This is a genomic window from Bradyrhizobium sp. SRS-191 (assembly GCF_024586915.1).
Lineage (GTDB): Bacteria > Pseudomonadota > Alphaproteobacteria > Rhizobiales > Xanthobacteraceae > Bradyrhizobium.
Map to the genome: position 1 here is coordinate 83,712 of NZ_JANBVS010000010.1, position 23,641 is coordinate 107,352.

At 64.1% G+C, this 23,641-nt stretch carries 26 protein-coding genes and 1 pseudogene; 8 read left to right on the forward strand and 19 right to left on the reverse strand.

Annotated elements, in window-relative coordinates:
* Positions 1-112 precede the first annotated feature (112 nt).
* From NLR35_RS19065 to NLR35_RS19090, 6 genes are all read left to right on the forward strand, one after another.
* A complete protein-coding gene (locus tag NLR35_RS19065) occupies positions 113-883 on the forward strand; it encodes a helix-turn-helix transcriptional regulator (protein WP_257168064.1) in 771 nt (256 codons plus the stop codon).
* Positions 884-1,037: 154 nt separating this feature from the next.
* Positions 1,038-1,982, forward strand: coding sequence for an ABC transporter substrate-binding protein (locus tag NLR35_RS19070; RefSeq protein WP_257168065.1), 945 nt, complete (start codon positions 1,038-1,040; stop codon positions 1,980-1,982).
* Entirely contained in the window at positions 1,979-2,782 is an 804-nt protein-coding gene (locus tag NLR35_RS19075; protein ID WP_257168066.1) for an ABC transporter ATP-binding protein, read from the forward strand. Before NLR35_RS19070 ends, NLR35_RS19075 begins: the two co-directional genes overlap by 4 nt.
* Positions 2,763-3,545, forward strand: a complete 783-nt coding sequence (locus NLR35_RS19080) for an ABC transporter permease (RefSeq protein WP_257168067.1) — start codon at positions 2,763-2,765, stop codon at positions 3,543-3,545. The genes NLR35_RS19075 and NLR35_RS19080 overlap by 20 nt, the downstream gene beginning before the upstream one ends.
* Entirely contained in the window at positions 3,542-4,303 is a 762-nt protein-coding gene (locus tag NLR35_RS19085) for an ABC transporter permease (protein ID WP_257168068.1), read from the forward strand. The genes NLR35_RS19080 and NLR35_RS19085 overlap by 4 nt, the downstream gene beginning before the upstream one ends.
* Before the next feature lie 34 nt (positions 4,304-4,337).
* Positions 4,338-6,122, forward strand: coding sequence for an SDR family NAD(P)-dependent oxidoreductase (locus tag NLR35_RS19090; protein ID WP_257168069.1), 1,785 nt, complete (start codon positions 4,338-4,340; stop codon positions 6,120-6,122).
* 300 nt (positions 6,123-6,422) lie between these two features.
* Here the strand turns inward: NLR35_RS19090 and NLR35_RS19095 are convergent, their stop codons facing one another.
* Together NLR35_RS19095 and NLR35_RS19100 are read right to left on the reverse strand one after the other, a co-directional pair.
* Positions 6,423-8,093 carry an FAD-dependent oxidoreductase gene (locus NLR35_RS19095; RefSeq protein ID WP_257168070.1) on the reverse strand — a complete coding sequence of 557 codons (1,671 nt, stop codon included), beginning with the start codon at positions 8,091-8,093 and terminating at the stop codon, positions 6,423-6,425.
* Positions 8,094-8,163: 70 nt separating this feature from the next.
* Positions 8,164-8,631 carry a MarR family winged helix-turn-helix transcriptional regulator gene (locus NLR35_RS19100; protein ID WP_257168071.1) on the reverse strand — a complete coding sequence of 156 codons (468 nt, stop codon included), beginning with the start codon at positions 8,629-8,631 and terminating at the stop codon, positions 8,164-8,166.
* A gap of 65 nt (positions 8,632-8,696) precedes the next feature.
* On the opposite strand from NLR35_RS19100, the pseudogene NLR35_RS34335 reads away from it, so the two are divergent.
* Positions 8,697-8,806: pseudogene (locus NLR35_RS34335) on the forward strand (leucyl aminopeptidase); the annotation flags it as partial.
* An 84-nt stretch (positions 8,807-8,890) separates the two neighbouring features.
* On the opposite strand, the gene NLR35_RS19105 reads toward NLR35_RS34335, so the two are convergent.
* The 16 genes from NLR35_RS19105 to NLR35_RS19180 all read right to left on the reverse strand — a co-directional run bounded on the left by NLR35_RS19105 (position 8,891) and on the right by NLR35_RS19180 (position 22,047).
* Positions 8,891-9,232: a rhodanese-like domain-containing protein gene (locus tag NLR35_RS19105; protein ID WP_257168072.1), complete on the reverse strand. Its 342-nt coding sequence runs from the start codon at positions 9,230-9,232 to the stop codon at positions 8,891-8,893.
* Between the two features lie 48 nt (positions 9,233-9,280).
* Positions 9,281-9,838, reverse strand: coding sequence for a YeeE/YedE family protein (locus tag NLR35_RS19110; protein WP_257168073.1), 558 nt, complete (start codon positions 9,836-9,838; stop codon positions 9,281-9,283).
* 14 nt (positions 9,839-9,852) lie between these two features.
* A complete protein-coding gene (locus NLR35_RS19115; protein WP_257168223.1) occupies positions 9,853-10,395 on the reverse strand; it encodes a YeeE/YedE family protein in 543 nt (180 codons plus the stop codon).
* 320 nt (positions 10,396-10,715) lie between these two features.
* On the reverse strand, positions 10,716-12,404 hold the full coding sequence (locus NLR35_RS19120) for a methyl-accepting chemotaxis protein (RefSeq protein WP_257168074.1): 1,689 nt from the start codon (positions 12,402-12,404) through the stop codon (positions 10,716-10,718).
* Positions 12,405-12,561: 157 nt separating this feature from the next.
* Positions 12,562-13,665: a YeeE/YedE family protein gene (locus NLR35_RS19125; RefSeq protein ID WP_257168075.1), complete on the reverse strand. Its 1,104-nt coding sequence runs from the start codon at positions 13,663-13,665 to the stop codon at positions 12,562-12,564.
* A gap of 67 nt (positions 13,666-13,732) precedes the next feature.
* A complete protein-coding gene (locus NLR35_RS19130; RefSeq protein WP_257168076.1) occupies positions 13,733-14,173 on the reverse strand; it encodes a DsrE family protein in 441 nt (146 codons plus the stop codon).
* Positions 14,174-14,181: 8 nt separating this feature from the next.
* Positions 14,182-15,084: an alpha/beta hydrolase gene (locus NLR35_RS19135; protein ID WP_257168077.1), complete on the reverse strand. Its 903-nt coding sequence runs from the start codon at positions 15,082-15,084 to the stop codon at positions 14,182-14,184.
* Positions 15,085-15,095: 11 nt separating this feature from the next.
* The gene (locus tag NLR35_RS19140; RefSeq protein WP_257168224.1) at positions 15,096-15,530 is read right to left on the reverse strand and encodes a hypothetical protein; all 435 of its coding nucleotides are present in this window, start codon (positions 15,528-15,530) and stop codon (positions 15,096-15,098) included.
* 26 nt (positions 15,531-15,556) lie between these two features.
* A complete protein-coding gene (locus NLR35_RS19145) occupies positions 15,557-16,324 on the reverse strand; it encodes a c-type cytochrome (RefSeq protein ID WP_257168078.1) in 768 nt (255 codons plus the stop codon).
* Positions 16,263-17,546: a sulfite dehydrogenase gene (gene soxC, locus NLR35_RS19150; RefSeq protein ID WP_257168079.1), complete on the reverse strand. Its 1,284-nt coding sequence runs from the start codon at positions 17,544-17,546 to the stop codon at positions 16,263-16,265. Before soxC ends, NLR35_RS19145 begins: the two co-directional genes overlap by 62 nt.
* A gap of 5 nt (positions 17,547-17,551) precedes the next feature.
* Positions 17,552-19,231: a thiosulfohydrolase SoxB gene (gene soxB / locus NLR35_RS19155; RefSeq protein WP_257168080.1), complete on the reverse strand. Its 1,680-nt coding sequence runs from the start codon at positions 19,229-19,231 to the stop codon at positions 17,552-17,554.
* 21 nt (positions 19,232-19,252) lie between these two features.
* Positions 19,253-20,077 carry a sulfur oxidation c-type cytochrome SoxA gene (gene soxA, locus NLR35_RS19160; RefSeq protein WP_257168081.1) on the reverse strand — a complete coding sequence of 275 codons (825 nt, stop codon included), beginning with the start codon at positions 20,075-20,077 and terminating at the stop codon, positions 19,253-19,255.
* A gap of 34 nt (positions 20,078-20,111) precedes the next feature.
* The gene (gene soxZ / locus NLR35_RS19165) at positions 20,112-20,438 is read right to left on the reverse strand and encodes a thiosulfate oxidation carrier complex protein SoxZ (RefSeq protein WP_257168082.1); all 327 of its coding nucleotides are present in this window, start codon (positions 20,436-20,438) and stop codon (positions 20,112-20,114) included.
* Between the two features lie 18 nt (positions 20,439-20,456).
* Positions 20,457-20,909: a thiosulfate oxidation carrier protein SoxY gene (soxY, locus tag NLR35_RS19170; RefSeq protein ID WP_012043761.1), complete on the reverse strand. Its 453-nt coding sequence runs from the start codon at positions 20,907-20,909 to the stop codon at positions 20,457-20,459.
* A gap of 20 nt (positions 20,910-20,929) precedes the next feature.
* Positions 20,930-21,373, reverse strand: a complete 444-nt coding sequence (gene soxX, locus NLR35_RS19175; protein ID WP_257168083.1) for a sulfur oxidation c-type cytochrome SoxX — start codon at positions 21,371-21,373, stop codon at positions 20,930-20,932.
* Positions 21,374-21,498: 125 nt separating this feature from the next.
* Positions 21,499-22,047 (reverse strand): thioredoxin family protein, encoded by a 549-nt coding sequence (locus NLR35_RS19180; protein WP_257168225.1) that lies wholly within the window; start codon positions 22,045-22,047, stop codon positions 21,499-21,501.
* 122 nt (positions 22,048-22,169) lie between these two features.
* On the opposite strand from NLR35_RS19180, the gene NLR35_RS19185 reads away from it, so the two are divergent.
* Positions 22,170-22,886: a hypothetical protein gene (locus NLR35_RS19185; RefSeq protein ID WP_257168084.1), complete on the forward strand. Its 717-nt coding sequence runs from the start codon at positions 22,170-22,172 to the stop codon at positions 22,884-22,886.
* On the opposite strand, the gene NLR35_RS19190 is transcribed toward NLR35_RS19185, so the two are convergent.
* Entirely contained in the window at positions 22,887-23,621 is a 735-nt protein-coding gene (locus NLR35_RS19190) for a cytochrome c biogenesis CcdA family protein (RefSeq protein WP_257168085.1), read from the reverse strand.
* Between the last annotated feature and the right edge of the window lie 20 nt (positions 23,622-23,641).

Genomic DNA, 23,641 nt, shown 5'->3' on the forward strand with positions numbered 1-23,641 from the left:
GTTCGCCTCGCCGCGGAAGACTTCATCCGACGAGCTCTGCGGCGAACGCTGAAGGCCTCAGAACTGGACAGTTGCGCTCACCCTGACCTATGTTCGCGACGGGAGGATGGCGATGAAAATAAGCACAAAGAAGCAGCGCGTGCTGTCCGGCATCATCGGGATGCTTTCTGCCGAGCACGCGAGCAATCAGGAACTGAGAAGCGCAATCGGCCCGCTTTTGCTTGATCTTCTCGATGCCGATTTCTATGCGTCCTACGCCTGGAACACGCAGAAGGAAGCGTTCGAGCTCGGTGTATCCGTCAATCTGGACGATGCCTGCGTCCTGAACTACGAACGCCATTTTCAGCATCGCCATAGGGCTGGATTGTCCCGCTGGATGCGTCAGGGCGTAACGCCCGTCAGCGCGCTGATCTCTCACTCCGACCTGATGAAGACGGAGATCTACAACGAGTTCCTACGTCCATTTGGACACCACTATGGCATCAATCTTTTCGCCTTCGATGGACAGGAGAGCATTGGCGACGTCAGGATATGGCGGACAAACGGACGCCCCGATTTCGACGCCAACGATGTTGGGCTTCTGAGCTTGATTGAACCGGGATTCGTCCAGGCGCTCAAACGCACGGCGCCTTCGATAACAGCAGGAGCAAGGCCAGGCATTCCGGTCAAGCTGTCGCCGCGCGAGGCGGCCGTCGCTGAGCTCGCCGCGAATGGCCTGTCCGACAAGGAAATCGCCCGGAACCTCAACGTGAGCTTTGCGACGGTCAGGGCTCATCTCGACAAGGCATTCGCCAAGCTCGGAGTTCGCAACCGGACACAGCTCGCGCGTCTGCTGCACCGGGCCGACGCCGAACGCGACGCGCCGTGCAGCGTCACACACTGACCGGCTCGGACGTGAGAGGCTTGATCGCCGGCGAGACCGCAAAAACCAGAGTCCGATAGATATCCCAACCTCGCACCTCCCCAATCTTGGGGAGGTGGTTTGACCTGCGCCCGCTGCTATCGTTGCGGAAATTTCCGAACAAGCGGGTTCCACGATGCGAGCTGCCGTTCCCACTCTTCTCAAGATGATGCTGGCGGCTCTCGCGGTCCAGCTGTCGATGACCGGCCTTGCCGCGGCTCAGACCAAGATCACGATCGGCGTGCCACCGGTGCCCGAATTCGTGCTGCCGATGATCGCGGTCGAGAAGGGCTACTTCAAGGATCACGGCATCGACGCCACGATCAAGATCATTCCCGGCGGGCAATCGATGCCCGCTGCGCTGCAGTCCGATTCCCTCCAGATCGCGGCGCTGAGTACGGCGTCCCTGATCCAGGTGACTGACAGCGGCCTCGATCTCGTGGTCGTCTCGGGCGGCGCGATCGCCTCTGTCGATGACACCAATTACGGGATCGTGGCCGGCGCAAATTCCGAAATTGAGAAGCCGGAAGATTTTATCGGCAAGAGGATCGGGACGCCGGGCCTGGGAAGCTTCTTTCATATCATGGCGCGCGAATGGTTTCGGCGAAAAGGCGTCGATTGGAAGAAGATCACCTTCGTCGAAAGCACTTTTCCGCAACTCGGCGACCTCTTGAAGGCTCGGACGGTGGACGCTGTGCTCTCGACAAACCCGTTTCTGCAGCGCGCCGCCATACCGGGGATCGGCGGCAAGGTCTTCTATATCGCGGCCGACCTCCCCGACCGGCTTCCGCCGTTCGTCTATGCTGGCAGCAGGTCCTGGGCCGACGCGCACCGCGAGGCAGCCACCGGCTTCAAGCGCGCGATGGACGAGGCGATCGCCTTTCAACAGCACGACCTGCCGGCTGCGCTCGAGATCTTCGGCAAATACGTGAAGATGCCTCCGGAGGTGCTGAAGACGCTGACGATCAACAAGCTTGATACCAACGTCACTCCGCAACAGGTCCAGCTGTGGGTCGACATGATGGACAAGCAGGACATGCTGCGCAATTTCAAGTCACCCGACGCGCTCTTCCTGAAATGAACCAGATGACCTCCCGGTTCGCGCCTTCCGCAGCGGCTTGCGCGGTGCCCGCTATTGCGTTCGACAAGATCCGACTGGATTTGGGCGGCAAGTGCGTCGTTGACGACCTATCGTTTTCGGTCGCTCCTGGCGAGTTCGCTTGCGTCGTCGGTCCTTCCGGTTGCGGCAAGACGACTTTGCTTCGACTGGTGACGGGCTTGCTGTCGCCGACCCGAGGCACTGTCCATCGCCTTGGCGCATTCGTCGGCGGACCGTCGCCCGACGTGGCGATCGTGTTTCAGGACTATGGGCGCGCCTTGCTGCCGTGGCGCACCGCCGCAGGGAATGTTGCCTTGGCGCTGGAGGCGATGGGGACGCCACGACTTGAACGCGCCGCGCGCGCTGCCGCTCTCCTCGACAAGGTCGGTCTCGCCGGGCATGGCGATAAATATCCTGCGCAAATGTCGGGTGGCATGCAGCAGCGCGTGCAGATCGCCCGGTGCCTGGCTCAGGAGCCGCGCATCCTCCTGATGGACGAGCCGTTCGGTGCCCTCGATGCACTGACCCGCCAGGCTCTCCAGGACGAGATCGCGATGCTGGTGAGGGATAGCGGCGCGACCGCCCTCTTCGTGACCCATGATCTCGATGAAGCCATCTATCTCGGCGACCGGGTGTTCGCGCTTCAGGCCAATCCAGGCCGCCTGGCTCAGGTGATCGACGTCGCCTTGCCGAGGCCCCGCGACCAACTTGGAACGCGGGAGCAGCCGGAATTCCTGCGCCTTCGCCACGTGCTGTTCGACCATGTCCAGAACACGCATTGATCCCGTCCTGCGCGCCTTACCGGCCTGGCTGGTCCCGCTCGCAATGCTTGCCGTCACCGAGTTCGCCATGCGCGCCTCGGGCATCGAGAGCGACGGGCTCGCACGGCCGAGTGAGGTTGCGACCGCGCTGCTCGGCCTGATCGGTAATGGCGAGATTGTCCTGCGAACGGCGGAGACAATCGGGGCCGTCACCATTGGGGTTGCCGTCGGGGGCACGCTCGGCTTGCTGCTCGGCGTGTGGATGGGCCTCTCACCCACGGCGGCACGGCTCGCTTCCCTAACGGTCGAACTGGTTCGCCCGATTCCGCCGGTGGCGATCATTCCCTTGATGATGCTGATCTACGGACTTGGCATCAAAATGGAAGCAGCGATCATCGCCTTTGCATGCTTCTGGCCGATGCTGCTCCTGAGCCGCGACGCCGTGCTCGGGGTCGAGCCGCAATTGATCGAAGTCTCCCGTATGCTCGGCCTTCCACGCCGCCAGCAAATCACCAAGATTGCCTTGCCCGCGGCGCTTCCGCGAATCTTCGCGGCGCTGCGGCTGACCCTCGGCATCGCGTTGATCGTCGCAGTGACGACCGAGATTGCTGCCAACCCGATCGGCATCGGCTACGCGATCATCTCCGCCGGGCTCAGTCTCCGTCCCGAGGTGATGTACGCTTTCCTTTTTTGGCTCGCCATCCTCGGATGGCTGCTCAATACGGGTCTAGTCGCGATGCATCAGCACCTGTTCGGCGCTGCGTATGGCGAGGCGCCGAGATGAACAACTGGTTGCTGCGCGCGGGCTCGATCCTCTTGACCTCGGTGGTTCTTCTGCTGTGGCAGCTGGTGACGGCCACCGGACTCGTCCGGCCCATCTTCATGCCGACGCCCGCCGCAACATTTGTCGACCTCTGGCGCGGCTTGACCCAAGGCGACCTGCTGGCTCTCACGATGTCGACCATGCAACGCATGATCTTCGGCTGGTTGTTGGCGTCGCTCGGCGGCGTCCTGCTTGGTGCTCTGATCGGCCTGTCGTCCCGTGCGCGCTATTGGCTCAGCCCCACGCTCGAGCTGCTTCGTCCACTTCCTGCGTCGACACTTCTCCCCGTCGGCATTGCGCTGTTCGGACTACATCCGCAGATGCTGCTTGGCATCATCGCGTTTGGCGCAATCTGGCCTGTGCTGCTGCCTACCATCCACGGCTTCAGCTCGATCGAGCCAAGGCTCCGCGAGGTTGCCAAGACTCTCCGCATCGGCCCCCTGGCCTTCGCGTTGAAGTTCGGACTGCCCAACGCGCTCCCCGACATCATCGCGGGAATGCGGCTGTCACTGACCGCCTGTCTGATCATCACTGTGGTCGGCGAAATGATAACGGCGCAGCAAGGGCTGGGCTCCACCATCATCATGGCGGCGCGCTCGTTTCGAAGCACCGATCTTTATGCCGGGATCGTGCTGCTCGGCGTGGTCGGTGCGGCCAACAATGCGCTTCTTGGGCTCCTCGAAATTGGGCTCACGCCGTGGCGTACGGCTCGGACATGATCTTGTAATTCTCTCTTCGAAAAGGCCCTAGCCGATGAACGCGATGACCAATTTCAATCGTGACACCACCGCAGACGAGGTGCTCGCGGGCATCGACCTGTCGGGCAAAGTCTACCTTGTGACGGGCGCTTCATCGGGCCTGGGCCAGGAGACCACACGTGCCCTCGCCTTGCGCGGTGCAAGTGTGATCATGGCCGTCCGCTCGCGCGAGAAAGGCGAAGCAGCAGCCGCCGCGATCAGGACCAATGTGCCGGGCGCTGCGCTGGAAGTCCGCCTCGTCGACTTGGCATCGCTGGCCAGTGTGCGCGCCTTCACTGCCGCCATTGCTGCGTCATACGACAGGCTCGACGGCATCGTGGCCAATGCCGGCGTGATGGCGATCGACCATGCCCTCACCGCGGATGGCTTCGAGATGCAGTTTGGCGCCAATCACCTCGGGCACTTCCTGCTCGTCAATCGGCTGGCGCCGCTGCTCGAGGCCGGCGCGCCGTCCCGGCTCGTGGTCATGAGTTCTGGTGCTCACAGGCTGCACAACGTCGACGTCGCGGATCCCAATTTCCGCGACAAGCCCTACGACCGCTGGGACGCCTACGGTCAGTCGAAATCAGCCAATGCGCAGTTCGCCCTGCTGTTCGATGCGCGCCATCGCGACAAAGGGGTGCGAGCCTTCACCGTCGCACCCGGAATCATCACGGACACGAATCTTCACCATCACCTGACACAGGAGGATTTCGCGCCGCTGCGACGTCGTCAGCCCGAAGTCGTCAATCTCCCGCGCAAGCGCCTTGCAGCTGGCGCGGCGACGATCGTGTGGGCTCTGGTCCATCCGGCGCTCGCAGGCCAAGGCGGCCGGTTCCTCGAAGACTGCAGTTTCTCGGAGGTGAACCCCGATCCGCGCCTGCCAAACGGCGTGATGCCCTGGGCGTTGGACCATGCGCACGCCGAGGCGGTCTGGTCACTGTCGGAGCGCCTCGTCGGTGAGAGCTTTTCAAGCAGCTCCGTTGCCAACAGCCTCACCTCAACCGCGGGTCCGCCGTCCTCGTCCGCTGTCGCCAGCGGGTTGTCAGTCAATCGGCAGGCCAGCACTGATCGACTGCAAGGCCAGACCTTGCAGATCGAACTGGACGGCCATGATGAGGCCGCGCTCGAATTCCGGCCCAATCGCGTCCTCAGCTGGCGGGGTCTTCCGGGCCTCGCGCTTGGCGAGAGCGGGACCTGTCCGGTCGATGTGGTCGAAGCCGCACCTGACGTTCTTCTGATCATCGCGATGCTGCCCGCATCGGGGCGTGAGACCATGGCGATCGTACTCGACAATAGCACCCACCATGTCCTGTTCGTCGCCTCGCAGCTTGCCGACGCTGATTTGCCTTTCGAACGAAAGACCCGAGTGACCCAGCGATTCACCACCGGGCGCCTGCTTGGCCAGCCGCTAACGTCACACTCGCCAGCGCCCGCGCCGACCCGCGATCTCATCGGAACGCGGGCGATCTACCGCTACAGCGAGGATACGATCTACGAGCACATCTACCTGAACACCCACTGGTACTCGTATCAGTGTCTGAAGGGAATGCGCCGGGGCGATTGCGGCACGGACGAAGCGAGCTATTGGAAGATCCGCGACGACGTCTATGTCGTCACCTGGCGGGAGATCCTGATCGATCTTGCCGCCACCTTCGTCTACGACATGGAGGCGCATCGGAGCACCGGCTGCGCATGGGGAACGCCCGGCGGCCTGCGAGAGCCCCGACACATCCCGACCGGAGCACTATTCGAGAAGCTCAACGATGCCGGCTATCCTGCCGACATCGAGCTCGTTTGAGGGGCTCGATGCAGGCCGGACTTGCGCAGCGACTGCTGGGGTGTCGATACACGGTCCCCCATTCGCAAATTCGCGTCGCGGTCTCACGCCGGAACAACGAGCGTGAGGACGTTGACGGCCTTCAAGCGCCGTCTTGACATTTTGCCGGCACCAGCAGCACAGCTTCTCTTCGAGATCCGCCGACTGGCAGCGCGCCCGACGAAATGGTGAAGCGGCCTTCGGGGTGCGAATACACGTTGTATCGAGCAGTTCGGAAACCGGACCGACACCAATGTCTGCGCGAGCGAGTGTATGAGTACACTAGTTTTTCAAGGGCCTGCCGAGAACACGGTCGAGCACTGGACCGAATGAAAGAGCGGTCGATGCACTTCCTCGCCACGCTACGATCTGATCGGGACGGATCAGCGCGAAGTCTGCCTCATAGAGATCGCGCAGGGCTCTCGGCAAAGTCACGATCTTGAGGTCGATCCCGACCGCGCGCGCCATTTCACCTATGGTTTCGGTGCTTGAAAGCACCTCGCCAAACTGCAGCAGAGTCCATTCGAAACCAAGCCTGTCGTAGAGCGAGACATTGTCATCGATCCACGCGTGCGGAGCTCGCCCGCCGGGACAGGCGCTTGGCACATACTCATTCGCGCTATCCGGCGGCGGCGAGGTTCCATCGGCAACGACGATCGGCGAGCCGTCATAACGTCCGCCGAAAGTGATGCCGGGAATACTGAACTCCGCGCGCGCATGTCTATCGAGGTACGCGCCGGCCTGCCGTCGAGCCGCTTCGCCCGCCTTCGTCGCGTCTTCGAGATCCGGAGGTGCCTCGTAGTGCCCGAGCGAATTGGCGAAGTGCCGAGCGAAGCTCGTATTTCGCACCGCGACTGGACGCCGCTCGATTTCATAGCTGTCGAGGAGCGATTTCGGGCTGATGCCCTTGATGACGCTCGCCAGCTTCCAACCGAGATTGACGGCATCTTCGATCGCGGTGTTGTAGCCGAGTCCGCCCGTGGGGGTAAACAAATGAGCTGCATCGCCGCCGAGAAATACTCTTCCTCTTTGCATGTGATCGGCAACCAGCGCATGGCCGGCGGTCCAGGTGAGATGCGACAGAACCTCACACGGGATCGGCATTCCGCAGGCACGCTGAAAGGCTGCCTTCGCGTCGGCTACGCCGATCGCGCTTTCGTCCTCTCCGGGCCGCAGCTGTGTGTGGAACGCGAATTCGTCCTGCCCGTTCACAGACGCCATGAAGGCGCGGCGGTTGCGGTTGAAGCAGTTGTACATCCACGCCTTCGGATGCGGGACGCCGCTGTAGAACTCAGGTGACTTCAGGTAGACCGCCAACATGCGGCCGCCCATGAAATCACGTCGCGTTCCGGTTTCGCCGCCGTACTGAATGCCGAGCGACTGACGGACCGTCGAACGCGGCCCGTCGGCACCGACCAGAAACTCTGCGGTGACACGAAAGCGACGCCCGTCTTCGAGGCTCTCCACCTCCCCCACGACGCCATGGCTATCTTCCGTGTATTGCACAAGGCGATGACTGTAGTGAATTCGAATGCCAGGCAGCCGCTCTGCATGCCTGCGCAAAATGGCCTCGACATACTTCTGCGAAACCCGGTGAGGCAGCTCAGCGGCGCTCCAGGACCCAGAGAGACCCTTGATCAGTTCGGTCGCTCGGCTGGATGATGGCAGTTGGAAGCGCGCGAGTTCATAGCCCGCGTAACGGGTGAAGTACGCGACATCAGTCGGATAGTCGAGAGGCAAGCCCGCCTGCCTGATTTCGTGGGCAAAGCCCAGGCGGCGATAGTGCTCCATGGAGCGCGCCTGCGTGGCGTTGGCCTGCGGATTGAAGGCCGTCCCTGGTTTGACGTCCACCAAAATGGCGGAGATACCACGACGCCCAAGCTCATTGGCCAGCATCAGGCCGCAGGGACCGCCGCCGACGATCAGCACTGACGCCGTGAGACCATTCTCCAAGCTTCGTCTCCTTACCCCCGCTTTCCGCAGATGGTAAGGTTACCTGACAATATAATCAAGCCGATTGGCGTCAGGATTTGTCTTCAAGGGTATCGAAGCGCGCACCGTAGGCCCGGAGGCCTTTCAGGATCACATCCATGGTGCTTCCTCCCAATTCAGCGCGCATCTCACGCTCGGCAGCGTCCACCGCTTCGCGGAAGGCGTTGAGCCAGGTCAAGCCGGCCGGAGTAAACATGATGATGCGCGCACGGCCGTCACTCGGGTCTGGGACGCGTTCAATCAGGCCCAATCCGGTACACTGATCCACCAGTTCGCCCATCGCCTGCTTGCTCATCGAGGCTCTTCTGGCGAGCTCGGTCAGCCGGGTGCCTTCGATGTCGAGGTTCCGGGTCAAGCTGACATGGGCGCTTCTCGTTTCGGAATGTCCCCGAGCACTCATCAGCTCGAGGACCCGCGTCTCGAACCGACGAACCGCATTATTGAGCAGACGACCCATGTTGGCGTGTCGCCATGCCGTGCCGGACTTTCTCGCGCTCAAATCGTGTCACTTCCGATTCGTCTAGCCTACGACTTGTCCATACCACCAAGCGCTCCGCGGCGGGGAACGAACTGGGCGGCCCACGACCACCGCGTGCCATCTCGACATTCCCATGCGCAACTGCTTGCTACTGCTGGATGACGAAGCGATCGTGATCGGCGGTGAGATCGTCGTGGTCTTGCGGTTCCCTCGTCCCTCGCGGCGGGGATTGCGGCGCCGGCGCTGGCTGTTCGGTTTGCACGCGGTTCGTCCGGCCGCGCTAGGCAACCGGACCGCCATGCGCGCGCCAGCGGCTCATGCCGCCGGCGTAGTGACGGATGTCCTGACGGCCTGCCGCCAGCGCCCGTCGCAGCGCGGTCGCCGAACGGCCGCCGGCCTGGCAGATCAGGATCACCGGCTTGTCGTGCGCGAGGCTGCCCGGATCGAAGCACGACAGCGGATGGTTGATCGCGCCCGGGATGTGGCCACCCTTGAACTCGTGCGGCTCACGGACGTCGACGATGACGCAGCTGCGCTGTTGATGCGCCTTGACCAGTTCGTCGTGCTCGATGGCCGGCACACTGGTCGATCCCGTCAGTCTGTTGAACAATCCTGCTAGCATTGGAGCAACCTCTCGACTGTTGATGATGGGCGGATCGGGCGAAGCGGCCTAACCTTGCGCGCGCTTCGCCTTCGCCTCCGAAGCCTCGACCCAGACGAAGAACGCGCCGGCGCCAATCGCGAGCGCGGCGAACCAGACGCCGTCCGGCACGCCGGTGATATCGGGCAGCCGCACCTTGCCGAGCGCCCAGACATTGAGGATGTGAGCCTTCACCCAGTCGAAGCTGAGCGCATACAGGATGGCGCCGGCGATCATGCCGAATGCTCCGACGGCGGCATGCACGCTGCCGCTGGCGATGGCCCCGAGCGCGGTGCCCGGGCAGTAGCCGTAAACCACCATGCCGACGCCGAACAAGGCCGCGCCGAGCGCGACCGCCAGCATGTTGGCATCCTTGACGTAGTATTTGGTGTTCCCGGTATCGACCAGCAGCAGCACGCCGATGCCGCCGACCACGATCGCGGTGCCCATCACCTTCAGGACGGTGAAGTCACGCAGCCGGAACTGATTCTCGATCACGTTGCAGCTCGTGACCTTGCCCTGCTGCAGCAGATAGCCGAACACGGCGCCCATCAGGATCGGACCGGCGATGCTCATCAATGACGTCATGATCTCTCTCCCTCTCACGCCTTGCGGAACATGAGGCGCGACACGACCAGGCCGGTCGCGAACATCACCGCCAGGAACAGCCAGCTCGACAGCGCCAATTGCAGCCCGCCAGAAATGCCGTGTCCGCTGGTGCAGCCGCCGGCCAGACGTGCGCCGTACATGATGACGATGCCGCCGAGAAACGCGGCGACGAAGCGCTTCAACACCGATGGACCGAAGCGTTCCTTCCAGACCTCCGGCACCAGCTCGAGACGCCAGGTCCCCGAGATGATCGCCGACAGGAACGCACCGAGCGGAATGCCGACCAGGAACCAGACGCCATAGTCCCACTTAAGCGGCATCGATTTCCAATAGCTGTTGGCGGCGACGGCCTCGGATCCGATCACCGGCGCGGCGAACAGCGATGCGACGCGTGAAAACGCGGTCGTCACGCCGAGCGGATCGCCGAATCCGGCAAAGGCCACCCAGCTGAGGATGCCGATGCCTGTGCCGACCAGATAGGGCGACCAATCGATCCGCCCGGACTTCCCTGCATTTTCGACCACGACGTCGGTCATCATCGTCATGACGCCTGTCCTCCCTGCTCGCGCGGCGCGGTGCCGCGATCGATAAGGAAGCAGTATATACTTATATTCGAACTTGTGAATGTATTTTTGGGAACGTCATGCGGCGCGTTGAGCCGAAGCTCCGTCGATCCGGAGCGGCTTCGTCGCCGAGGCAAAGATGAGCGAGCCGCTTGGTCGCGAGCAGGCTGCGACGCGGGCCCAATCCCGCAGCCGCATGCGCAGCATTGCTGATGCAGACGGGCCTATCCTGGCCGCCGCAGCGGCTCAAGGCGGGCACCCACCTCTCCCCGCCTCCCCGTAACGGCGACCTGCTAGGCCGCCCTCACACCACTGATGAACTTCTTGACCTCGATGCTCAGCCTAGCGCTGTCGCCGGCCAGCGACTTCGCGGCCGCGAGAACCTGGGACGCCGCGGTGCCGGTGTCGACAGCGCCACGCTGCACGTCCGTGACGTTGGCCGAGACCTGCTGCGTCCCGGACGCCGCGTGCTGGACGTTGCGCGATATCTCCTGCGTCGCGGCTCCCTGTTGCTCCACCGCCGCCGCAATCGTCGACGAGATCTCCGACAGCTTCTCGATCGTGATGCTGATCTCCCGGATTGCTCCGACCGACTGCTGGGTCGCGGACTGGATGCCCGAGATCTGCTGCCCGATCTCGCCTGTAGCCTTGGCCGTCTGCTCCGCCAGGGCCTTGACTTCGGATGCCACCACGGCAAACCCGCGGCCGGCCTCGCCGGCCCTGGCCGCCTCGATCGTGGCGTTGAGCGCGAGCAGATTGGTCTGCCCGGCGATAGTATTGATGAGCTCGACGACGTCGCCGATGCGCGCAGCGGACTTCGTGAGCTCGCCGACCTGCTCATTGGTCTTGCGGGCTTGCGCCACCGCCTCGGTGGCCATGCGCGCCGAGTCTTGCACTTGTCTGCTGATCTCGTTGACGGATGCGGACAGCTCCTCCGCCGCGGAGGCCACCGATTGCACATTGCTGCAGGCTTCTTCGGAGGCGGCAGAGACGGACGTCGCCAGGTTCCGTGCGCGATTGGCCGTGTCGCTCAGTCCTCCGGCGTGCCCCTCCAACTTACTCGATGCGGTGGAGACGGTCTCGACGATCTCGCTGACCACCGTCTCGAAACGGCCCGTGATCTCGTCGAGCCGCCGGCTGCGATCCAGCTTCACCTCCGCCTCCCTTGACGCAATGTCGTCGGCTGCCTTCTTGGCGATCAACGCGACCTTGAAGACCTCCAGGGCATCGGCCATCATGCCGACTTCGGTCTTCTGGCCGCGGTACGGAATCTCCGTCGCCAGGTTCCCCTCGCCGAGCGCCTGCATCGGCCGGATGATCGAGGCGATACACCTGGAGATGTCGCGAACGAACCAGCTTCCGATCCCGACGCCGGCCAAGACAGCCACGGCAATGACCGTCGACATCAGCACGAATGTCTCCGCGTAACCATCGGCGGCGATCTTTGTCTCCGCGTCGGCGCCACGGTTGTTGAGCTCGATGGATTTTTTCAGATATTCATCCGACTGGTTCGCGATGCTGCGAACCGTCTTGTTGAACAGATCACTCGCCTGCTTGGTCGCATTGCCGTTCCCGGCGCGCAGAACGTCGAGCACGCCGTCCGCCGTCTTCAGATATTGCTCCCAGGCACGCGACCAGCTCTCGAACAGGGCGCGCTCGTCGGCAGACGAGATCATCGTCTCGTAGGAGCGGCGTGCCGTCGTAATGACCGCAAGCGTCGCCTTCATGTTGCGGTCCAGATTGTCCCGCTCCTCGGCCGTGTCCGCCGTCATATAGGCGCGAAGCTGCGCGCGATTGAGATTGATAGCGGAGCGCAACTCGCCGAGAACACGGACGCTGGGCAGCCAGTTCTTGGCGATTTGTTCAGTATGCGTGTTGATCGTGTGCATGCCGCGGACCGCCAGCAGTCCGACTGCTGCCATGGCCAGCAGCAGCAGCGCAATGACTGCAGCCATCTTTGCTCGAATTGAGAGTTGCGACATCGCATGCGCCTTTCGTTGCAACAGCGGTTCATATCGGTCCACCGCATGATGGCGCCGTGATACTCGTGAAAGTAACATTCAACCTTCGCGGATTAGTTAACAGACTGCCTCGCTAGCGCATAGCGAGCTGGCGTCGGCTGAGTTGTCGCAAGATAATCTATGATAGCTTCGTCAATGCAGAGCTCCGCAGATCGCTTGCCGCCGGCTTGGTGGCGAACAGCCAGCGATCAACAACGAAATCGGTGATGGCAGCACCGCACCACATGCCGCCGAGCACGATCCAGGCCGTCAGCGCGAACACCGACGCTCCGGTCACGCCGGCCCCGACGGCGCAGCCGCCGGCGAGCATCGCGCCGAAGCCCATGAGGACGGCGCCGATCAGATAGCGCCGCATGCCGCGGCCGTCCGAGAAGCCTTCGAGATTGAGCTCTCCGGCCAGCGCGGCGGCGATGAACGAGCCGATGAAGACGCCCGGAATGATGCCGAGATCGAAGCCCGGCTTCAGCTGCGGGCTGGCCAGCACCTGCATCAGGAGCTCGGCAGACGGGCCGCTGAAGGTCAGGCTTTTCAGCGGCACCGGCGCGAACGACGCCTGGCCGAGCTGATAGGTCAGCAGCCAGCCCGCGGCGACTGCCGCGCCAGCGGCGATCGCCGAGCGCAGGATCTTTCCGCCGACATGAAACTTCGACACAGCGGCGAGACCTGCCAGGAACCACAGCATGCCGAAGCCGAGCTTCTCCGGCGTGCCGCCGCCGAACAGGCTCATGATGTCGCGCGACGGCCCGCCGTCGACGAGCCAGAGATTGGTGAGCCACTCGCGCGCCGGCGCGAGCAGGCCGTGATAGGCGGATTGGGCGGTCACCGCAAAGATCAGTCCCGAGAGCAGCGCCCGTAAATTGCCATTGGCCGAGAGCACCAGCAGCCGGCTGGCGCATCCACGCGCCAGGATCATGCCACAGCCGAACAAAGTGCCGCCGATCATCGCGCCGGAGATGCTGCCCTGCTGCACGAGTTGGCGGGCTTCCGAGACATCGAGCAGGCCCATCGCAACCAGCGCCTGGGTGCCGAGCAGCGCCGAGGCGAAGGTCAGCAGCCACACTGCAAGGCGCGGCCCGCCCTGCCCGCGCGCGAACTCGATCGTCGCCGCGCGCAGGCAAAAGCGGCTGCGCTGGGCGAAGAAGCCGAACGTGCCGCCGACGGCGAGGCCGCCCAGCAGCGACACCAGTTCCTCACCCAACAGGTCGATCAATGCGGTGAGCACGAGCGCTCTCGTCGTTCAGGTCCGCCACGATCGAACCGGGCGGCATCGGCTGGGACGTGGGTGCCCGTCACGGGCGCAGATAGGAATATCCGCTCTGCTGTAGTTCAGTAAGGCGCACCACGCCGCCCTTCTCCGCCACCGCGAAGCCAGGCAAGAGGTCGTCGAGCTTGACACCTTGCGCCTTCATGGTGTTGGCGCAGGCTTCGAAGCCCACACCCGCCTTCATCAGCCGCTCGGCCAGATCCGAGATGGTCTGATCGGCCGAGATCGCATGAAAGGCGCGCAGGCCCGGCCCGTGGATCACCAGCCGGATGTCGGCGCGGCCAGGCCCGCCGGTGCCATCCACGTGGTTCTGGACGTTGCCGAGCACGAATAGCGCGCGGTCCTGATCGGCGAGATGATAGGCCACGCGTTGGCGCGGAGACTCCGTCGCGGCGCGAGCGCTGCCGACACCCAATAGTCCGAACAGGCTGGCAAGCCCGGCTTGCATCAAGGATCGTCGTTCCATGGTCACTCCTAACGCGCGGCTGCAATGAATCCTGCGATGCGATCAGCGGCATCCTCGGCGGCAAGATCGCGGAAGAAGTGATCGGCGTCGTCGATCGTTTCCAGCCGGACGCGACTGCCGGCGCGCGCGGCCAGCGGCGCGAACGAGGCTGCCACGTCAGGTACGGTCTTGTCTTGCGCGGCCGCAAGCACCAGGACCGGAAGGCTCACGTCTTCGATCAGCGCCGCCGTGTCTTGGCGCCGGTCGGCGCGATAAAATGCGGCGAAGGCGCGCGCCGTCACCTTGGCGTCGCGGCAATAGATGAAACCCGGCACCGACATCCACTCGCCGCCGCGTCCAGCAGACACAGCAGCTTCAGCCTTGTCGAGCAGCGGCGCCAAGGGTTGGCCATAGCTCTCCGCATAGGCAGCCTTCAGGCTGGTCTCGATGCCCACCGTGGCCGGCGCCAGCAGGATCGCGCCTGCGATGGCGGCTTTCGGGTTGGCGACCAGATAGCGTGCGAGCTGATTGGCGCCGCGCGAATGCCCGAGCACGAAGATCCGCGACGACATCTTGCGCGCCTCGGCGAGCCAGGCGGCGATCTCTTCGATCGCATCGTCCGGTGCGTAGTCATGCGGCTTGGCGCAGTCGTACATGCCGGTACGGCGATCGAGGCCGAGCACGAGGTTGTGCGCGAGCGAGGCGATGCCGCGCTCCGCCAGCGCCTTCGACAGGCCCTGGATGGTTTCCATGTCCTTGTGCGCGAGCGTGCCGTGCGTCATCAGCACCAGCGGGACATCAGGCCCCGGCCGCCCCGGCAGCCTCAGCGTGGCGAGCGCCGTGCGGCCGCCGATGACGAGCTCGCGCGGCTCCTCAGCCGCCAGCGCAACCGAGGCAACGAGACTAACGACGAGAGCGAGCCACCACCGCATCGCAATTTCCCTCACGGACGCACAACCGTCCAGTGCTTCTCGGATAGCTCCAGCAACGTCGCGACGCCGGTCTTGACGACGGTCACGCCGGCGAGCAGCGGGGGCTGCCGTCCCTCCTTGCTCGCAAGCGTCTCCAATGTGTTGCCGCAGGCGATGAAGCTGACATTGGGCATCGACTTGGCGAAGCCAGCGACACGCTCCTTCACCGGCGAGCGATCCGCCAGCAGCATGTCGAGGCCGCCATTGAACGCCACGACCACGATCTCGACCTCGTCACCCTCGCCGGAATAGTGACGGGAGACATTTGCGGCGACGTCGAGCACGGCGCGCATCTTGACCGGATCCTCATCGCTGATCTGCAGCGCGAGCCTGTGCGGCTCCGCTGCGGTCGCCATCGAAGCGGCCCCGCTTGCGGCCAGGGCAACGGATGCGGCCGCCAGCAGCATCTGGCGACGGCTGCATCCGGCGCTCGTCACTCGACGCCCCGCGGCTTGCCGTCCTTGTCCTCAGGCGTGACGTCGACGGCGGTCGCACGTCCGGTGATCTTGACCGGCGCGATGCAGTTCTTCATGCACGGCTCCTTCTGCCAGAACGCCTTCTCGCTGGTCGCCCGGTCGTCCATGATGAACCCGCCTTCGTTCGGCATCTTGATCGTGGCGAGATTCTTGTCGGTCAACTCGAAGTTCTGATCGGTAACGACGTCGTTGAGATAGAGCACATAGGCGACTAGCGCGTAGTACTCGTCGACCTTCAGCGATTGCGGGCTGCCGAACGGCATCGCGTGGCGGACATAGTCGAACAAGGTGGAAGCGTAAGGCCAATAGGAGCCGACTGTCTTGACCGGGTTGTCCGAGGTCAGCGAGCCCTTGCCGCCGGCGAGCACCGGCCAGCGGCCGGCGCCCTCGCCGAACTCGCCATGACAGCTGGCGCAATTGTCCATGAACAGCTTCTCGCCCTGGGCGACGGTACCCTTGCCGGTCGGCAGACCCTGCCCGTCCGGACGCACGTCGATGTCCCAGCCGCGGATCTCCTCGACCGTCGGCGCGCGGCCGATGTTGAAGCGCTGCGGCGCATTGGCCTCAGTCTTTGTTTCGGTCTTGGCCGCGATCTTCTCCTGCGGACCACCGGCGAGCGCGACCGAGCCCGTGAAGGTGGCCAGCGCGACTGCAATGATCAGCTTAGGCGACCTCGACATTCTCGACCTCACCGTTTGCCTGCACATGCCAGGTCTGGATGCCATTGTTGTGATAGATGGAGTTGTAGCCGCGCACCTTGCGCAGCTCGGCCTTGGATGGCTGGACGTAACCGGTCTCGTCCTGCACACGCGACTGCAGCAGCAGCTCCTCGCCGTTCCAGTCGAACTCGTAGTAGAAGCGCGTCAGCGCCTTGTCGAGCACCGGACCGTCGATCCGCGCCGGCCACCAGTTGCGGCCGCCATCCAACGACACGTCAACGCGCTTGACCTTGCCGTTGCCCGACCAGGCCAGGCCCGAGACGATCGTAAAGCCCTTGCCATGCTTGATCGGCGCCTGCGGGCTCGGGCTGGTGATGACAGACTTCGCATCCATCGACCAGGTGAAGCGCCGCGCCTTGCCGTTCGGCAGCAGGTCCGTGTACTTCGAGGTCTCCTCGCGAGTCTGCCAGGGCTGATCTCCGACCTCGATGCGCCGCAGCCACTTGACCCAGAGATTCCCCTGCCATCCCGGCACGACGAGCCGCATCGGATAGCCCTGCTCGGGATACAGCGCCTCACCGTTCATCTTGTAGGCGATGATGCAGTCGTCGAGTGCCTTCTCGATCGGCAGGCTGCGATCCATCGACGCGGAGTCGGCGCCCTCGACTAGCAGCCATTTGCCACTGGGCTTGACGCCGGTCTCCTCCAGCAGCGTGCGCAGCGAGACGCCGGTGTACTGCACGCAGTGGATCATGCCGTGGGTGAACTGGCAGCCGTTGAGCTGGGCGCCGCGCCATTCCATGCCGGAATTCGCCGCGCATTCCATGAAGTGGATGCGGTTGACACGCGGGTAGCGCTTGAGCTCGTCGAGCGACAGTATGAGCGGCCGCTCGACCAGGCCGTGGATCATCAGCCGGTGATCGGCCGGATCGACCTCGGCGACGCCGCCATGATGGCGCTCGAAGCACAGCCCGTTCGGCGTGATGATGCCTTCGAGCTCATGCAGCGGCGTGAAGCTGACCGAGGATTCGCGCGACGCCGTCAGCCATTCGACGTCGCGGCGGATGACGTCCTTCTCGAACTTCGATGGCTTGCCGTAGGGTCGCACCGCCACGCCCTCGCCGAGCGTCCGCGTCCATTCCGGCACGTTCGGCGGCTGGTTGGCGGGATTGCCGGCTCCCGCACGCGCCTGCGTCGCGAGCGCGGTCGCTGCGAGGCCGCCCGCCGCCGTCAGGAAGCCGCGGCGCGACGCGCGAGGGGATGAGTAAAAAGATTTGTCCTTGGACATCGTCGTCACACTCCGGAGACTTTGACGGCCCGGTTGGGCTCGAGACGCACGGTTTTCTGGCGCTGCAGATAGTTCGACACGACCTCCCAGATCGGCGGGCCCTGCGTGCCTTCATTGACGCTGGCCCAGCCGGCGACCTGATATTCGCGCGCCCGATCGATCGCGGCGCCGGTCTTGATCAGGCGCATGTCGGAGATGCGCTGCCCCTGGGGCTTATTGACATCGATCGCATAGGACATGCCGCCGATGCGGACCATGTCGCCGCCCTGCTGGTAGTACGGGTCGACGTTGAACAGATTGTCGGCGACGTCCTCGATGATCTCCTTGAGGCGCGTGCCGGTCATGCCCATGCGATACACCGCGGGATAGGTGATCGCGGTGGCATTGGTGACGTCCTCGAAGGTGATGTCTTGGCCGGGCATCACGCTGGTGCCCCAGCGGAAGCCCGGCGACAGCGCGATCTCCGCGTCGCGCTCCTGCAGCAGCGCCTGGCAGATCAGGTCGTCGAAGGTGCCGTTGAAATTGCCGCGGCGATACAGCAGCGTCTCCGTACGTCCCAGCGGACGGGCGAGCTCGGCGGCGAACGGCTTGCGCACCTCGGCAATCTTGGCGGCCATCGCCGTGTCAGGTGTAATCACGTCGGAGAACAGCGGGATCAGCTTGTAGCGATAGCCTTTCACCTCGCCATCCCCAACGTCGAGATCGAGCCGCGAGACGAACTTGCCCGAGGAGCCCGACGCAATCAGCAAGGTCTTGCCGACCTTGACCGCTTCAGGCAGCGCATCATGGGTGTGACCGGTCAGGATGACGTCGAGGCCCTTGACGCGGCTCGCGAGCTTGCGGTCGACGTCGAAGCCATTGTGCGACAGCAGCACGACCAAGCCAGCGCCGTCCTTGCGCGCCTTGTCGACCTGGGTCTGGACGTCCTCCTCACGCACGCCGAACGACCAGTTCGGAATCATCCAGCGCGGATTGGCGACGGGCGTATACGGGAAGGCTTGGCCGAGCACCGCGATCTTGACGCCGCCGCGCTCGATCATCGTCGAAGCTTCGAACGCCGGCTCGTTCCACTCGGTGTCGCGGATGTTGAGACCGAGGAACGGGAAGCCGAGCGCATCGACCGCCTGCTTGACGCGCTCGGTGCCGTAGGTGAACTCCCAATGCCCCGTCATCGCATCGGGCTTCAGCAGCGCCATGCAGTCGATCATGTCCTGGCCGCGGGTCTTCAGCGACGTCCAGGATCCCTGCCAGGTGTCGCCGCCGTCGAGCAGCACCACCTTGTCGCCGCGCTCGGCGCGGATCGCCTTGATGACGGTCGCGGCACGATCGAGCCCGCCGATCCGCCCATAGGTCTTGGCGAGCGCCTCGAAATCCTCCGAGGTCAGCGCATAGGCCGACGACGAGCCCGGCGCGATGCCGAAGCGGGTGAGAAACTCGTTGCCGGTGACATGCGGCGGCTGGCCCTTGGCGTCGCCGACACCGAGATTGGTCGAGGGCTCGCGGAAATACAGCGGCATGAGCTGGCCGTGAATGTCCGTGACATGCACCAGCGTGACGTTGCCGACCGGCTCGAACGCGAGAAGCTCTTTCTCGGTCAGCTTCTGCTGGGCGAAGGCGCGGGACGTGCCGCCCGTCAAGGCAGCCGCCGCCAATGCGACCTGAACGAATTCGCGACGCGATATCATGATGTCTCTTCCTTGTGTCCGCTAGTTGCGGACCGACGGTGTCTCGACGGGCAGGCCGATGCCGCGCCAGGCGACGTAGAGCTCGAGCGCGAGGAATTCATCCGACAGCGGCTTGTAGGGCACGCCGCGCACGTCGAACATGCAGCCCTCGAACCGTTCGTGCAGAGGGATCAGGCGCTGATCACGTAGCCGGTAGGTCGGAAAGCCGTTGGTCTGGCCCTGGCTGAGGAAGTCGGCACGCATGAACTTGCCGTTGTTCTTCTCGTGGCAGGAGGCGCAGGCGAGATCGAGCTGGCCGACCCTGGTATAGTAGATCTCCTTGCCCTTCTCGAACCACGGCGACATCGGACCGTCGGTCTTCACCGCCACCGGCATTCCGCGGGACTGGAAGCGGATGAAGGTCGTCATGTCCGTCAGCTCCTTGGACTTGAACGCCCAAGGCTGCGCCTTCATGTGCTCGGTGCGGCAGATGTTGATCTGCTGCTCGAGATTGACCGGCTTGTTGAGCTTCTCGCTCCATTTGGGCATCGCAGCGCCGACGCCCTTCATGGTCGTCTCCGCCTCGCCATGACAGCTCATGCACGACTTGCCCTCGCTGCCGTCGACCGTCTTCCACATGTCGGCGGCCCGCTCCACCGCGAGGAAGCCCGGGTTCTCCAGGTCGTCGTCCTGGAGCGCGCGGGTCTCCTTGGTGCGGAATTGATAGCCCGAGATGATGGTCTTGAAGACATGACCGGGAGGCGCCGGAATGCCCTTCCGTTCCGCCTCCTGCCCGAACACAGCCATGGCCGAGAGGGTCAGCGCGGCCGTGGCCAGGACAGCGAGAGAACCGTAGCGAATGGACATCCGTCACTCCCCGTAGCGATCGGCAGCCGGCCGATCAGGCCTTCAACGCGATCTTTTCCTCGGCCGTCACCACCGAGCCGTCGTCATCGGTCCAGGCGAACTTGAAGGTGCCTTCCTCGTCGATCCTGGCGTCGAACTGGATGTACGGGTTGGCGGAGATCGCCGGCTCCAGCGTGCAGGAGAACACCGGCTTGCCGTTGAACTCGCAGGCGAACTTGTTGATGATCTTGCGTGGGATCGGCTTGCCCTGCGCATCCTTGCGTTGGCCCGATTCCATCAGATGCGAGACCAGCGTCTTGATCTGGATGATCTCGCCCTTCTTGGCTTCCTTCGGAAGCTTGATCCGCGGCTTGTCTGCCATATCAGTCTCTCCCCTGTCTCAGCCGCCACAGCCGCCGATGGTGACCTTGACGGTCTTGCGCTCGGTGAACAGCGAGCCGTCGCTCATCTTGGCGACCGCGATCACGTTCTGGGTCTGCGCCAGACGGATGCGGATCGAAGCCTCGGCCTTGCCGGACATCGGCGTGAACATCAGCGTCGCAACGCCGGCGTTCGGATTGCCGTCGGCCACGAACAGCACCTCCTTGACGTAGTTCTCGGCGGTCATCGGGCTCTCCACCGTGAGCGCGAGCGGCACGGTGTTGCCGTTCTCGGCGATCTCCGGCAGATCCAGCGTGATCTTGCCCTTCGCGGCTTCCTTGCCGCCGGTGAACTTCTTGATCAGCTCGGCCGCGTCGTTGCTCGGCTCGGCGTTGGCGGCCATCGGCAGGACCGTCAGGGCGACGAAACCGCCGCCGAGAAGGAACGCCTGTCGTCTGTTGATTGCGCCCATGCATCATCCTCCAGAGGCGGTTATTTCAATGTTTCGAGAAAGGCCACGACGTCCTCGACCTGCGCTGCGGTGAGAACCGGCTTGCCGGCGAACTCCGGGCGTACGCGATTGAGGCCGTCGTTCTTGTAGAAGGCGGGCATCACCGTATCGGTGAAGATCCGCTTGGGATCGGCAACGATGAGGCGCAGCTGCGCTGTGTTGTAGCGGGTCGCGACGCCGTCGAGTGACGGACCGAACTCGCCGTGAAACTCTTCGGACTTCAGCGCCGAGACCTGATGACAGGCGAGGCAATTGCCCAGCGTTCTGGTCAAAAACACCTTCTTGCCGGCATCGGCATTGCCGGGCGCGCCCGTCAGTGACTTCGGAATGGCGTAGTCGACGACATCGAGCCTGATCGGCTCGTCGCCCCGCGCCGTTGCTGAAAGCAACGCGCAGAACAAGGCGGCCGGAATCAAACGGCGCATGCTTCCACCCTGACCGACGAGGCTTCCCCTCGCCTGCTAACCCGACGGACTTACGGCCCGTCATATTCACGAATTATGATTTGAGAATATGATTGATGTCAACCGAATTCGATGCGGCGGTGCACTCAACCTTTGGACGCGGCGAGATAGTCGCGGAACGTGCCGCGCTCATAGGCCTTCTCGCGCACGAAACGAAACATCGCGAGGAAATGCGGTGGCTTGAGATAGCCCGGCGCCCGCGCCACCTCGCGCGCGAGCGGCTCCTTGGCGGCGACGCCATCGGCGGACGGCGGAAAGAACTGGAAGGTCGGCGTGAACCTGATGGCATAGCGCTCGGCGAGCTCCTTCTCGGTGAGCTCCTTGCCGTCGAAATCGGTGACCTTGCGGGCGCCGAGCAGATTGAGCTGCAGCACCTCGAAATTCGCGCGGATGTAGTCGGCGATACCGGCATCGGCGAAGTTCACCAGATGCGTCTCGCGGCAATACGGACAGCCGCGCAGCTCCCACATGATCGCGAGCCGCTTGCCTTCCGATGCCGCGCTGTCGAGATCTTCGCGCAGGTCGAGGAAGCTGTTGAGAAACCACGACTGATGATACAGCCCGTCGTCACCGAGCACCGCATCCGCCTGCGCCGGCCTCGGCACGGCGCCGAGCACCGAAACGGCGGGGAGCATGACCATCAGATCGCGCCGCGTCATCGTCGGGTTCGAGGTCATGAGCCTGCTCACGCGCTTTGCCAAATCGGCTGAAGTTCGATACACCATATTCGAATAATAGAATGTGAAAAGGACATTCGATGCTGCGCCGCGCCATCATTCTGTCCCTCGTGCTGTCGTGTCTCGCGCCGAGCGTCCATCTGCATGCCGCAGAGAAAGCAGACATCGCGGCGCTGATGCCGGCTGCGATGGCCAATCTCCGCGCCGCTGCGAGCTATGCGCGCACCGGCAATATCGGTCTCGCGCAGACTGAGCTCGACGATGCCCGGCGGGCCTGGGCGAAGCTCGGCGGAGTGACCGAGCGCGCGCTGGCCCCCTATTCGGACAAGTCGCTTTCGCAGCTGATCGCCGGCGGCAACGATCGCCTGAGCAAGGCCGACGCGGCGCTGACCGCGGGTGATGGCGCCCGCGCCGCGGCGGATATCGCCGCGCTGCGCCAGTCGATCCACGCGCTGAGGCGGGATGCGGGTGTGATCGAGCTCAGCGACTGCGTGTTCGAACTTGCGCCGGTCATGGACGCGGTGCGCAACGTCGCGGCGCGCTTCGCCTCGACCAAAGCCGGGCCTGGCGAGGTCGTGGAGGCGGGCGCCGCGCTGCGCGCTCAGTTGCAACGCTGCAACGGCCTCGCCGCGCCCGACGTCGCGAGCCAGGCCGAATTCCGCCGCCTGATCGACAGCGCCACCGCGAGCGCAGCCGAGATCGGCCGCGCCGCTGGTGAGGGCGATGCCGGCCTTGTGCATCGCTATGAGATCGAGCTGCAATCCTTCGTCAACCTGCTCGACTTCCGCTTCGGCTGATCAGCCGATGGTGGCGAGCGAGGGAAAGCGCTCGAAGATCCATTGTGACATCTCCGGAATGACACCGGCGAGAAAGGCCATGCCGGTGAGGACGAGAAAGCCGCCCATGGTCTTTTCGATCAAGGGCAAATGCGGCTTGATGCCCTTCAGCATGGTCATGAACTGCCCGGTGAAGGCCGCCGCGATCAGGAACGGGATTCCCGTTCCGACCGAATAGGCCGCGAGCAGCAGCGCGCCCTTCCCCACGGTCGCCTCCGCGCCGGCCATCATCAGCACGGCCGCAAGCACCGGCCCCGCGCAGGGCGTCCAGCCGAACGCAAACGCCAGCCCCATGACGAACGCCCCGAGCAGGCCGGCCGGCTTGCGGCCGACATCGATCGTCGCGCTCCGGTACAGCAAGGGAATCCTGAGCACCCCGAGGAAATGCAGCCCCATCGCGATGATGACGAGTCCCGCGACGATGCCGAGCTGGCCGAGATGGCCGGCGATGAAGCGCCCGAACACGGAGGCGGTCGCCCCGAGGCCGATGAACACCAGCGAGAAGCCGGCGACGAAGCACAGCGCCGTCAGCACCGTCCGCCGCCGCTGCACCCCGCCGCCCTCGGTGATCGTGTCGGCCGCCGAGACGCCGGCCATGTAGCACAGGAAGGGCGGGACCAGCGGCAGGATGCAGGGCGACAGGAACGACAGGAGGCCGGCGGCCAGCGCAGCGCCGAGCGTGACGTCGAGATCCATTTGTCCTCCCCGTGGCCAGT

Excerpts from the sequence above, each read along its gene's own strand:
- NLR35_RS19065 (WP_257168064.1), top strand. The coding sequence starts at position 113 with ATGAAAATAAGCACAAAGAAGCAGCGCGTGCTGTCCGGCATCATCGGG.
- NLR35_RS19070 (WP_257168065.1), top strand. The coding sequence starts at position 1,038 with ATGCGAGCTGCCGTTCCCACTCTTCTCAAGATGATGCTGGCGGCTCTC.
- NLR35_RS19075 (WP_257168066.1), top strand. The coding sequence starts at position 1,979 with ATGAACCAGATGACCTCCCGGTTCGCGCCTTCCGCAGCGGCTTGCGCG.
- NLR35_RS19080 (WP_257168067.1), top strand. The coding sequence starts at position 2,763 with ATGTCCAGAACACGCATTGATCCCGTCCTGCGCGCCTTACCGGCCTGG.
- NLR35_RS19085 (WP_257168068.1), top strand. The coding sequence starts at position 3,542 with ATGAACAACTGGTTGCTGCGCGCGGGCTCGATCCTCTTGACCTCGGTG.
- NLR35_RS19090 (WP_257168069.1), top strand. The coding sequence starts at position 4,338 with ATGAACGCGATGACCAATTTCAATCGTGACACCACCGCAGACGAGGTG.
- NLR35_RS19105 (WP_257168072.1), bottom strand. The coding sequence starts at position 9,232 with ATGCTAGCAGGATTGTTCAACAGACTGACGGGATCGACCAGTGTGCCG.
- NLR35_RS19110 (WP_257168073.1), bottom strand. The coding sequence starts at position 9,838 with ATGACGTCATTGATGAGCATCGCCGGTCCGATCCTGATGGGCGCCGTG.
- NLR35_RS19115 (WP_257168223.1), bottom strand. The coding sequence starts at position 10,395 with ATGACCGACGTCGTGGTCGAAAATGCAGGGAAGTCCGGGCGGATCGAT.
- NLR35_RS19120 (WP_257168074.1), bottom strand. The coding sequence starts at position 12,404 with ATGTCGCAACTCTCAATTCGAGCAAAGATGGCTGCAGTCATTGCGCTG.
- NLR35_RS19130 (WP_257168076.1), bottom strand. The coding sequence starts at position 14,173 with ATGGAACGACGATCCTTGATGCAAGCCGGGCTTGCCAGCCTGTTCGGA.
- NLR35_RS19135 (WP_257168077.1), bottom strand. The coding sequence starts at position 15,084 with ATGCGGTGGTGGCTCGCTCTCGTCGTTAGTCTCGTTGCCTCGGTTGCG.
- NLR35_RS19140 (WP_257168224.1), bottom strand. The coding sequence starts at position 15,530 with ATGCTGCTGGCGGCCGCATCCGTTGCCCTGGCCGCAAGCGGGGCCGCT.
- NLR35_RS19145 (WP_257168078.1), bottom strand. The coding sequence starts at position 16,324 with ATGGCATCCAGACCTGGCATGTGCAGGCAAACGGTGAGGTCGAGAATG.
- soxC (WP_257168079.1), bottom strand. The coding sequence starts at position 17,546 with ATGTCCAAGGACAAATCTTTTTACTCATCCCCTCGCGCGTCGCGCCGC.
- soxB (WP_257168080.1), bottom strand. The coding sequence starts at position 19,231 with ATGATATCGCGTCGCGAATTCGTTCAGGTCGCATTGGCGGCGGCTGCC.
- soxA (WP_257168081.1), bottom strand. The coding sequence starts at position 20,077 with ATGTCCATTCGCTACGGTTCTCTCGCTGTCCTGGCCACGGCCGCGCTG.
- soxZ (WP_257168082.1), bottom strand. The coding sequence starts at position 20,438 with ATGGCAGACAAGCCGCGGATCAAGCTTCCGAAGGAAGCCAAGAAGGGC.
- soxY (WP_012043761.1), bottom strand. The coding sequence starts at position 20,909 with ATGGGCGCAATCAACAGACGACAGGCGTTCCTTCTCGGCGGCGGTTTC.
- soxX (WP_257168083.1), bottom strand. The coding sequence starts at position 21,373 with ATGCGCCGTTTGATTCCGGCCGCCTTGTTCTGCGCGTTGCTTTCAGCA.
- NLR35_RS19180 (WP_257168225.1), bottom strand. The coding sequence starts at position 22,047 with ATGCTCCCCGCCGTTTCGGTGCTCGGCGCCGTGCCGAGGCCGGCGCAG.
- NLR35_RS19185 (WP_257168084.1), top strand. The coding sequence starts at position 22,170 with ATGCTGCGCCGCGCCATCATTCTGTCCCTCGTGCTGTCGTGTCTCGCG.
- NLR35_RS19190 (WP_257168085.1), bottom strand. The coding sequence starts at position 23,621 with ATGGATCTCGACGTCACGCTCGGCGCTGCGCTGGCCGCCGGCCTCCTG.